Consider the following 11,122-nt stretch of genomic DNA (forward strand, 5'->3'; position numbering starts at 1 on the left):
CCTGCGGCCCACTCGGCTCGCCCGGCCAAGCCGGCTGCTACGGCGCCCGCAACCACCACTCCGGCTGCCAAGCCGCCTGCCACTGCCACCCCGGCTACCCGGCCAGCGGCCACCGCGCCGGCAACTACGCGGCAGAGGGAGGAATAATGGCCGGTACCCATTCACGCAATGGTTGGATCGTCTGGCTGACCTTCGCCATCGGCTTGCTGCTCAGTGTTTCGCCACTGCCGCAGTTCATGGAAATCCTGCGCCCGCTCTGGCTGGCGTTGCTGTTGGCGTTCTGGTCGTTGAACCTGCCGCACAAAGTGGGCATGGTCACCGCCATGTTCCTGGGCTTGGCGGAAGATGTGCTGTATGGCACCTTGCTGGGTCAGAACGCGTTGATCCTGACCCTGATCACTTTCCTGGTGCTGTCGCTGCAGCAGCGTCTGCGCATGTTTCCGATGTGGCAGCAATGCCTGGTGATTCTGGTGATCTTTGGTCTGGCGCAGCTTGTTCAACTGTGGCTGAGTGCCTTGACCGGCAACCGCCAGCCAACCCTGGCGCTGGTGCTGCCGGCGCTGGTCAGTGCCTTGTTATGGCCATGGATCAGTTTTGGCCTGCGCGGGTTGCGTCGTCGCTATAAGATCAATTGAATGGATTGCGAGGCTCTGCCTGGTTATCAAACTCTACAGGGAGAGTCTGCAATGAATTCGCTATACCTGGCCTCGGGCTCTCCGAGGCGGCGTGAGCTGCTGACCCAGATCGGTGTGCCCTTCACCGTGGTCAGCGCCGCTATTGATGAAACCCCTCTTACAAACGAAACCCCCGTTTCCTACGTCGAGCGTCTCGCTCGCGGCAAAGCTGCGGCGGGTTTTGCTGCGCTTGATGATCCCGCGCACGCTTGTGTGCTGGGGGCCGACACTGCGGTGATTGTGGACGACAAGATCCTTGGCAAGCCAGTGGACCAAGCCGATGCCCTGGCGATGTTGATGGCCCTGGCGGGGCGTGAACACGAAGTATTGACCGCCATTGCCCTGACTGATGGCCAGCGTTGCGAAACCCTGTGTGTCAGCAGCCGCGTACGTTTTCGCGAGGTTTCTGTCGAGGAGGCGACAACCTACTGGCACAGTGGCGAACCCCAGGACAAGGCGGGCGGCTATGCTATCCAAGGCTTGGGTTCGGTGTTTGTCGCCGGTCTCAATGGCAGTTATTCCGCCGTGGTAGGCCTGCCGGTGTGCGAAACCGCGCAACTGCTCGACCAATTCGGCATACCCTGTTGGCAAAACCTTACCGCGCGCTGAACGCCGTACGTCAGCGCCCAGCCTTAAGCGACCGGTCACTATTGTGAAAACGCCTGAACGAGACCCAGCCATGAGTGAAGAGATTCTGATCAATATCACGCCGATGGAATCGCGCGTGGCGGTGGTAGAGAACGGTGTTCTGCAAGAAGTGCACGTGGAGCGTACCCAGAAGCGTGGGATCGTCGGCAATATCTACAAAGGCAAAGTGGTGCGCGTATTGCCGGGGATGCAGGCCGCATTCGTCGATATCGGCCTGGACCGTGCTGCGTTTATCCATGCTTCGGAAATTTCCCTGCGCGAAGGCCCGGCGGTCGAAAGCATCAGCGCCCTGGTGCATGAAGGGCAGAGCCTGGTGGTGCAAGTCACCAAGGACCCCATCGGTTCCAAGGGCGCGCGTCTGACGACTCAGCTGTCGATCCCGTCGCGTTACCTGGTGTACATGCCGCGGACTGCGCATGTGGGCATTTCCCTGAAGATCGAAGACGAAGGCGAGCGTGAGCGCCTGAAAAAAGTGGTCAGCGACTGCGTGGCCGCCGAGGGCATAAAGGAGGCCGGTGGTTTCATTCTGCGCACCGCCGCCGAGGGCGCCGGGGCGGATGAAATCCTGATGGACATCCGCTACCTGCGCCGTCTGTGGGACCAGATCGGCGCACAGATCAAGACCATCGGCGCGCCGAGTGTCATCTATGAAGACCTCGGCCTGGCCCTGCGCACATTGCGCGATCTGGTCAGCCCCAAGATCGAGAAAATTCGCATCGACTCGCGGGAAACCTTTCAGCGCACCACGCAATTTGTGGCCGAGCTGATGCCGGAAATTGCCGACCGCCTGGAGCATTACCCCGGCGAGCGGCCGATCTTCGACCTGTATGGCGTCGAAGACGAAATCCAGAAAGCCCTCGAGCGCAAGGTGCCGCTCAAGTCCGGCGGTTATCTGGTGGTGGATCCGGCGGAAGCCATGACCACAATCGACGTCAACACGGGCGCGTTTGTCGGTCATCGCAACCTTGAAGAAACCATCTTCAAGACCAACCTCGAGGCGGCCACCGCGATTGCCCGCCAACTGCGCCTGCGTAACCTGGGCGGGATCATCATCATCGACTTCATCGACATGGAAGATGAAGAGCACCAGCGCCAGGTGCTGCGCACCCTGGAGAAACAGCTCGAACGCGATCACGCCAAGACCAACATCATCGGCATCACCGAGCTGGGCCTGGTGCAGATGACCCGCAAACGCACCCGTGAAAGCCTCGAACAAGTGCTGTGCGAACCGTGCAGCAGCTGCCAGGGGCGCGGCAAGTTGAAGACCCCGGAAACGGTTTGCTACGAGATTTTCCGGGAAATCTTACGAGAGGCACGGGCCTACCAGGCCGAAGGTTATAGAGTGCTCGCCAACCAGAAAGTGGTGGATCGGTTGCTGGATGAAGAGTCCGGGAATGTCGCCGAACTCGAAGGCTTTATCGGGCGCACCATTCGCTTCCAGGTCGAAACCATGTATTCGCAGGAACAATACGACGTGGTGCTGCTCTGATCCCCCATCATTTTGTGTTTTTACGAGACCGGCAGACCTTGATCTGCCGTCCGACTACTGCCTTGAGGGTCGCCTGACATGGAGCGTCTGATACGCTTTTTTGCCGCTTTGACCCGTTGGGGCCTGGGCCTGTGCGCCTTGCTGCTGGTGTTGGCGGCGGTGTACGTGAGCCTGGGGCGTGAATTGACCCCGTTGGTGGCTGAATACCGCGCCGAAATCGAAGCCAAGGCCCAGGCCGCGGTGGACATGCCGCTGCACATCGGCAGCTTGGAAGGGCGCTGGAGCGGTTTCGCCCCGGTCTTGCTGGCCCACGACGTGATGGTGGGCGAGGGCAGCAGTGCCTTGCGCCTGGATCAGGTGGAAGTGGTACCGGATATCTGGGCCAGCCTGATGGCCCGCGAAGTGCGCCTTGCGCACCTGCAGGTCAGCGGCCTGCAACTTAGCGTCAAGGAAGACAAGGACGGCCACTGGGCGCTGCAAGGCCTGCCGGTGCAGGACGACCAGCCTTTGGACCCGGAGCAGGTGCTTCAACGCATGCAGAGGGTCAAGCGCGTTTCGCTGCTCGACAGCCAGGTCACCTTGCAACCGTTCGATCAGGCACCGATGACCCTGACGTACGTCGGCCTTAGCCTGCACAGCGGCGTCACCCGCCAGCGTTTGGATGCGCGCCTGACCCTGCCCGACGGCCAGCCGCTCGCGCTGAGCCTGCGCAGCCGCATACGTGCGAGCCAGTGGAAGGACGGCGCAGTCGAGGCTTACCTGAGCCTGCCCCAGAGCGACTGGGCCAAGTGGATTCCAGCCAGGCTCACCCAGCAATGGAAACTCACCCAGTTCAAGGCCGGCGGCGAATTCTGGCTGAGCTGGGCCAAAGGCACCGTGCAAAGTGCGGTGGTGCGTCTTAACTCGCCCCAAGTGAAGGGCACCTACGCCGACCGCAAGCCCGTGCACATTGAAAACCTCGCACTGACCGCCTACCTGCAACGCAGCGAGACCGGCCTCAAGGTGTTGTTCGATTCACTGGCGATGAACCTCGGCGAGACCCGCTGGGAATCGCGCCTGCAGTTGCAGCAGAAGCTGGCCACCGACACGGATCTGGAAGCCTGGAACCTGCAGGCCGACCGCCTCGACCTGACCCCGATCACCCCGCTGCTGAACGCCTTGGCCCCCTTGCCGGAAGGCTTCGCCAAAACCGTCGAACACCTCAAGGCCACGGGCCTGCTGCGCAATGTGCTGGTGGATTTCCGCCCGCAGGACACCACCGACCAGAAGGTCAGCTTCGCCGCCAATCTCGAACGCGTGGGCTTTGATGCCTACTCTGGCGCACCGGCTGCGCGCAATGTTTCCGGCAGTATCAGTGGCGACCTGGGCCATGGCGAGTTGCGCATGGACAGCAAGGATTTTTCCCTGCACCTGGACCCGATCTTCGCCAAGCCGTGGCAGTACATCCAGGCCAATGCGCGCCTGACCTGGAAGCTGGATAAACAGGGTTTCACCCTGATCGCGCCGTATATCAAGGTGCTGGGTGAAGAGGGCAAGATCGCTGCGGACTTCCTGATCCGGCTGCATTTCGACCACAGCCAGGAAGACTACATGGACCTGCGCGTCGGCCTGGTCGATGGCGACGGGCGCTTCACGCCCAAGTACCTGCCTGCGGTGCTCAGCCCGGCGCTGGATGAATGGCTGCGCACCGCGATTCTCAAGGGCGCGGTCGATCAAGGCTTCTTCCAGTACCAGGGCTCGCTGAACCACGATGCGCTGCCGGCTTCGCGCAACATCAGCCTGTTCTTCAACGTGCATGACGCCGAGCTGGCGTTCCAGCCGGGCTGGCCGCATGTGAGCAAGGTCAAGGGCGAAGTGTTCGTCGAGGAGAGCGGGGTGCGCATCCTGGCCAGCAAGGGCCAACTGCTCGACACCAAGGTCAAGGACATCTACGTCAATATTCCCCACGCGCCGGCGGGCAAGGACAGCCACCTGTTGCTGACTGGCGGGTTCGCGGGTGGCCTGGGCGATGGCCTGAAAATCCTTCAGGAAGCGCCGATCGGCACGGCATCGACCTTTGCCGGCTGGAAAGGCGAAGGCGACCTGCAAGGTAAGCTGGACCTGGATATACCGCTGGCGAAGGGTACTGAGCCGAAGATTGTGGTCGACTTCCAGACCGACAAAGCACGCCTGCAATTGGCCGAGCCGACCCTGGACCTGACCCAATTGAAGGGCGACTTCCGCTTTGACATCGCCAAGGGCCTGAGCGGGCAGAACATCTCGGCCCAGGCGTTCGACCGGCCGATCACTGCGCAGATTTTTGCCGATGGCAAGCCGGGTGCGATCAGCACGCGCATCACTGCCAAGGGCCAGGTCACCGTCAAGCGGCTGACCGATTGGCTGAAAATCAGCCAGCCACTGCCAGTGTCCGGGGATATCCCGTACCAACTGCAAGTCGATCTGGACGGTGCCGATAGCCAGTTGATGGTCAGTTCCAACCTCAAGGGCGTGGCTGTTGACCTGCCGGCGCCGTTTGGCATGCCGGCCAGCCAGGGGCGTGACAGTACGTTCCGCATGACCTTGCAGGGGGCCGAACGTCGTTACTGGTTCGATTACGGTGAGCTGGCGAATTTCACCTTCGCGGCGCCGCCGGACAAATTCAATGAGGGCCGCGGCGAGTTGTTCCTGGGCGACGGCGATGCGGTGCTGCCGGGTGGCAAAGGCCTGCGGATTCGCGGCGTGTTGTCGGAACTGGATATAGATCCGTGGAAAAAACTGGTCGACCGCTACGCCGGCAACGATCCGGGCGGCAGTGCCAAGCAACTGCTCAGCGGTGCTGACTTCAAGGTCGGCAAACTGACCGGGTTTGGCTCGCAGTTCGATCAGGTACGCCTGCTGCTGGACCGCAAACCGGCCGCCTGGGGCTTGCAGCTCGACAGCCAGCAAGCCAAGGGCACGGTGAACCTGCCGGACGCCAAAGGCGCGCCGATTGCGATCAACCTGCAATACGTGAAGTTGCCGGCGGTGGACCCGACAGCGCAGGCTGACGAAAACGCACCGGACCCATTGGCGGACATCGACCCCAAAGATATTCCGGCGCTGGATATCGCCATCGATCAACTGTTCCAGGGGCCGGAGCTGGTGGGTGCCTGGTCGCTGAAAATCCGCCCAACCGCCAAGGGCCTGGCCTTCAACAGCCTGGACCTGGGGCTCAAGGGCATGCAGCTCAAGGGCGCAGGGGGATGGGAAGGCGCGCCGGGGGCCAGCAGCAGTTGGTACAAAGGCCGTCTGGATGGCAAGAATCTTGGCGATGTGCTCAAGGGCTGGGGCTTTGCGCCGAGCGTGACCAGTGAAGAGTTTCACGTGGACGTGGACGGGCGCTGGCCGGGTTCACCGGCCTGGGTCGGGCCCAAGCGTTTTTCCGGTAGCCTGGATGCCGCGTTCCGTAAAGGCCAGTTCGTTGAAGTGGAAGGCGGCGCCCAGGCGCTGCGGGTGTTCGGCCTGCTTAACTTCAACTCCATCGGCCGTCGATTACGTTTGGACTTCTCTGACTTGCTCGGCAAAGGCCTGAGTTATGACCGGGTCAAAGGTTTGCTCGCGGCCAGCAACGGTGTGTTCGTGACCCGTGAGCCGATCACCATGACCGGGCCATCCACTAACCTTGAGCTTAACGGCACCCTGGACCTGGTGGCCGATCGCGTCGACGCCAAGTTGCTTGTTACCCTGCCGGTCACCAATAACTTGCCGATTGCCGCGTTGATCGTGGGTGCGCCGGCGATTGGCGGCGCATTGTTCCTGATCGATAAGCTGATCGGTGACCGTGTTGCGCGCTTCGCCAGCGTGCAATACAAGGTCGAAGGGCCATGGAAGGATCCAAAAATCACGTTCGACAAGCCATTTGAAAAACCAAACTGATAGCCTGTGGAGTAGCATGGCCGTATGCCTTCTATGGAGTATCGGCCCATGTCCTTTGCGGTAATTCAAATGGTCAGCCAGAGTGATGTGCTGGCCAACCTGGCCCAGGCCCGGCGCTTGCTGGAACAGGCGGCAGCGGGTGGTGCGAAGCTGGCGGTACTGCCGGAAAACTTCGCCGCAATGGGCCGCCGTGACGTGGCCGATATCGGTCGCGCGGAAGCGTTGGGCCAGGGCCCGATCCTGCCATGGTTGAAACAGACCGCCCGCGACCTCACCTTATGGATAGTGGCCGGCACGTTGCCGTTGCCGCCCAATGACCACCCCGACGCCAAGGTGAATGCCTGCTCGCTGCTGATCGATGATCAGGGTGAGATCGTCGCCCGTTACGACAAGCTGCACCTGTTCGATGTGGATGTCGCAGATACTCGCGGTCGCTATCGTGAATCCGATGACTATGCTTTCGGTGGCAACGTGGTAGTGGCGGATACGCCGGTGGGGCGTTTGGGCCTGACGGTGTGCTACGACTTGCGCTTCCCGGAGCTGTACAGTGAGTTGCGCGCGGCGGGGGCTGAATTGATTACGGCGCCCTCGGCCTTTACCGCGGTGACCGGCGCTGCGCACTGGGATGTGCTGATTCGCGCGCGGGCCATCGAGACCCAGTGCTACCTGCTGGCGGCCGCCCAGGGCGGCGTGCACCCGGGGCCACGGGAAACCTATGGCCACGCGGCGATTGTCGACCCTTGGGGGCGTGTACTGACACAACAGGATCAAGGCGAAGCGGTGCTGCTGGCCGATCGCGATAGCAGTGAACAAGCGTCGATACGGGCGCGCATGCCGGTGGTCAACCATCGGCGCTTTTTCTCGCAGGGCGCGCAGCGACCTGCTTCAGAACGATGAATTTAAGGCCAAACCTATGAGCGAGTTGTTGTCCTCAGTCAGTGAACACCTCCTGGCACCCGGTGGCGTGACCATCGAAAGTTTGCAAACCGTGCTTGGCGATCTGGCCGGGCCCGGCATCGACGCGGCCGACTTGTATTTCCAGGGGCAGATTTCCGAGTCGTGGGCCCTCGAAGACGGCATCGTCAAGGAAGGCAGTTTCAACCTTGACCAGGGCGTGGGTGTGCGTGCGCAATCCGGCGAAAAAACCGGTTTTGCCTACAGCAACGCGATTACCCTCGAAGCTCTGGGCCTGGCGGCGCGTGCCGCGCGTTCGATTTCCCGCGCTGGCCAGAACGGCACGGTGCAGGCGTTCAGCACCCAGGACGTGGCGCAGTTATATGCGCCGGATAACCCTCTTGAAGTGATCAGCCGCGCGGAAAAAGTTGATTTGCTCAAGCGTATCGACGCCGCTACCCGCGCGCTCGACCCGCGCATCCAGCAAGTCACGGTGAGCATGGCCGGCGCGTGGGAACGTATTCTGGTCGCCTCCACGGATGGCGGCCTGGCAGCCGATGTGCGGCCACTGGTGCGATTCAATGTCAGTGTGATCGTCGAACAGAACGGCCGCCGCGAGCGTGGTGGTCATGGTGGCGGCGGGCGTACCGACTACCGTTACTTCCTCGCGGACGACCGCGCCATGGGCTATGCGCGCGAAGCGCTGCGCCAGGCGTTGGTCAACCTGGAGGCCATTCCGGCGCCGGCCGGTACGTTGCCGGTGGTATTGGGCTCGGGTTGGTCCGGCGTGCTGTTGCACGAAGCTGTGGGCCACGGCCTGGAAGGCGACTTCAACCGCAAGGGCAGTTCGGCCTATAGCGGGCGCATGGGCGAGATGGTTGCGTCCAAGCTGTGCACGATTGTCGATGACGGCACCCTGGCCGGTCGCCGTGGCTCGCTGAGCGTCGACGATGAAGGTACGCCGACCGAGTGCACCACCCTGATCGAGAGCGGCGTGCTCAAGGGCTACATGCAAGACAAGCTCAACGCCCGCCTGATGGGTGTGGCGCGTACCGGTAACGGCCGTCGTGAATCCTACGCGCACCTGCCGATGCCGCGCATGACCAACACCTACATGCTCGGTGGCGAAAGCGACCCGGCAGAAATCATCGCCTCGGTGAAGCGCGGGATCTACTGCGCCAACCTCGGTGGCGGCCAAGTGGATATCACCAGTGGCAAGTTCGTGTTTTCCACCAGCGAGGCGTACCTGATCGAAGACGGCAAGATTACCGCGCCGGTCAAAGGGGCAACGTTGATTGGTAACGGGCCGGAAGCCATGAGCAAGGTGTCGATGGTCGGTAACGACCTGTCGCTGGACAGCGGCGTGGGCACGTGCGGGAAGGATGGGCAGTCGCTGCCGGTCGGTGTGGGCCAGCCGACCTTGAAAATTGATGCGATCACCGTGGGTGGTACGGGGGCGTAGGGCGTGGAGCTTCGGGTGGCGCAGGACGCCACCCGTGAAAGAGGCTCAGCGCAGGCCGCGTTGAGTCTCGTCCAGCTCTCGGATGTACTTGAAGATTTTACGGCTGGTAGCCGGCGCCTTGTTGTGCGCCTGCTCGTGCTGGGCCTGACGGATCAGGGAGCGCAGTTGCTGGCGGTCCGCATCCGGGTAGTCCAGCACGAATTTTTCCAGCACCGCGTCATCGCCCGAGATCAGGCGGTCACGCCAACGTTCCAGGTTATGGAAACGTTCGTTGTACTGGCGAGTGGAGGCATCGGTTTGATCAAGCAAGGCCAGAATGGCGTCAGTGTCCTGATCGCGCATCAGCTTGCCGATAAACATGATGTGCCGTTTACGCGCGATATTCGCGGTGTGCTTGGGTGCATCCGCAAGCGCCCGGCGCATTTCGTCGGTCAGTGGCAGTTTTGCAATCAAGTCTTTCTTGAGCGTTGTAAGGCGCTCGCCCAGGTCAACCAGCGCATGCAGCTCGCGTTTGACCTGGGTTTTGCTTTTCTCCCCATCGAGGGAGTCGTCGTAAGAATCAACCATGGTGGCAGTCCGCAAAGAAACGCCGCCATGATAACCAGTCGGGGGCCGCTTGTCCGGCCCGGTCGCTCGATGGCCTTAACCGAAAGCAGAATTTGAGTGGAGAAAACCATGAGTGCAGCCCAAAGCGTCGGTCCGCAAGCGTTACCGGCACTGCAGGAACAAGTCGAGCAGATCCTTGCCGAAGCCAAGCGCCTGGGCGCGAGTGCCTGCGAAGTCGCGGTGTCGCTGGAGCAGGGGCTGTCGACTTCGGTGCGTCAGCGGGAAGTGGAAACCGTCGAATTCAACCGTGACCAGGGGTTTGGTATCACCTTGTATGTTGGGCAGCGCAAAGGCTCGGCCAGCACCTCGGCCAGCGGCCCGGAGGCAATTCGCGAAACCGTCGCGGCGGCGCTGGCGATTGCCAAGCACACGTCCGAAGACAAAAGCTCGGGGCTGGCCGACAAGGCGCTGATGGCCAAGGACCTGAAGGACTTTGACCTGTTCCATGCCTGGGACATTACGCCTGAGCAAGCCATCGAACAGGCGCTGGCCTGCGAAGCCGCGGCGTTCGACGCTGATGCCCGCATCAAGAACGCTGATGGCACCACGTTGAGCACCCATCAAGGCTGCCGCGTGTACGGCAACAGCCACGGTTTTATTGGCGGTTATGCATCCACGCGGCATAGCTTGAGCTGCGTGATGATCGCTGAAGCCAATGGCCAGATGCAGCGGGACTACTGGTATGACGTGAACCGCCAGGGCGAATTGCTCGCGGACCCAGCCAGCATTGGTCGGCGCGCCGCGCAACGTGCCGCGAGCCGCCTGGGCGCGCGCCCGGTGCCGACGTGTGAAGTGCCGGTGCTGTTTTCGGCGGAACTGGCCGGTGGTTTGTTCGGCAGTTTCCTCGGGGCGATTTCCGGCGGCAACCTGTACCGCAAGTCTTCTTTCCTTGAAGGTGCAATCGGCCAGAAGCTGTTCCCGGAGTGGCTGACTATCGATGAGCGTCCGCACTTGATGCGGGCCATGGGCAGTTCCTCATTTGACGCTGATGGCCTGGCGACGTACGCCAAGCCGTTCGTCGAGAAGGGCGAACTGGTGTCCTACGTACTGGGCACTTACAGCGGCCGCAAGCTCGGCCTGCCAAGCACCGCCAACGCCGGTGGCGTGCATAACCTGTTCGTGACCCATGGCGATGAAGACCAGGCGGCGCTGCTGCGCAAAATGGGCCGCGGTCTGTTGGTGACTGAACTGATGGGCCAAGGCCTGAACATGGTCACGGGCGATTATTCGCGTGGCGCGGCGGGCTTCTGGGTGGAAAACGGCGAGATCCAATTCGCAGTCCAGGAAGTCACCATCGCCGGCAATATGCGCGATATGTTCAAGCAAATCGTTGCCGTAGGTAACGATTTGGAGCTGCGCAGCAACATCCGCACAGGTTCGGTATTGATCGAGCGCATGACCGTCGCCGGCAGTTAATACCCGCGACGCTTCAAAAAAAGGCGCGCCATCCTACAG

Annotated in this window: 8 protein-coding genes; 7 read left to right on the forward strand and 1 reads right to left on the reverse strand. The window is 61.8% G+C overall.

Going from position 1 to position 11,122, the window contains the following annotated elements; all coding sequences use genetic code 11:
* The first annotated feature begins 146 nt into the window (after positions 1-146).
* The 6 genes from mreD (at position 147) to tldD (ending at position 9,061) form a co-directional block, all read left to right on the forward strand.
* Positions 147-635 (forward strand): rod shape-determining protein MreD, encoded by a 489-nt coding sequence (gene mreD / locus WBR57_RS08730; protein ID WP_003171788.1) that lies wholly within the window; start codon positions 147-149, stop codon positions 633-635.
* A gap of 51 nt (positions 636-686) precedes the next feature.
* Entirely contained in the window at positions 687-1,283 is a 597-nt protein-coding gene (locus WBR57_RS08735) for a Maf family protein (protein ID WP_424083484.1), read from the forward strand.
* 70 nt (positions 1,284-1,353) lie between these two features.
* Entirely contained in the window at positions 1,354-2,811 is a 1,458-nt protein-coding gene (gene rng / locus WBR57_RS08740) for a ribonuclease G (protein WP_003171790.1), read from the forward strand.
* 78 nt (positions 2,812-2,889) lie between these two features.
* A complete protein-coding gene (locus WBR57_RS08745; RefSeq protein WP_424083485.1) occupies positions 2,890-6,705 on the forward strand; it encodes a YhdP family protein in 3,816 nt (1,271 codons plus the stop codon).
* A 48-nt stretch (positions 6,706-6,753) separates the two neighbouring features.
* Entirely contained in the window at positions 6,754-7,602 is an 849-nt protein-coding gene (locus WBR57_RS08750) for a carbon-nitrogen hydrolase family protein (RefSeq protein ID WP_424083486.1), read from the forward strand.
* A 16-nt stretch (positions 7,603-7,618) separates the two neighbouring features.
* Positions 7,619-9,061 carry a metalloprotease TldD gene (gene tldD, locus WBR57_RS08755; RefSeq protein WP_424083487.1) on the forward strand — a complete coding sequence of 481 codons (1,443 nt, stop codon included), beginning with the start codon at positions 7,619-7,621 and terminating at the stop codon, positions 9,059-9,061.
* Positions 9,062-9,106: 45 nt separating this feature from the next.
* Here the strand turns inward: tldD and yjgA are convergent, their stop codons facing one another.
* On the reverse strand, positions 9,107-9,628 hold the full coding sequence (gene yjgA / locus WBR57_RS08760; RefSeq protein WP_017138246.1) for a ribosome biogenesis factor YjgA: 522 nt from the start codon (positions 9,626-9,628) through the stop codon (positions 9,107-9,109).
* Between the two features lie 108 nt (positions 9,629-9,736).
* Between yjgA and pmbA the strand changes: the two genes are divergently transcribed.
* The gene (gene pmbA, locus WBR57_RS08765; protein ID WP_424083488.1) at positions 9,737-11,083 is read left to right on the forward strand and encodes a metalloprotease PmbA; all 1,347 of its coding nucleotides are present in this window, start codon (positions 9,737-9,739) and stop codon (positions 11,081-11,083) included.
* Positions 11,084-11,122 lie beyond the last annotated feature (39 nt).

Origin of the sequence: Pseudomonas sp. (genome assembly GCF_049590575.1) — a bacterium.
In the GTDB taxonomy this organism is placed as follows: Bacteria; Pseudomonadota; Gammaproteobacteria; order Pseudomonadales; family Pseudomonadaceae; genus Aquipseudomonas.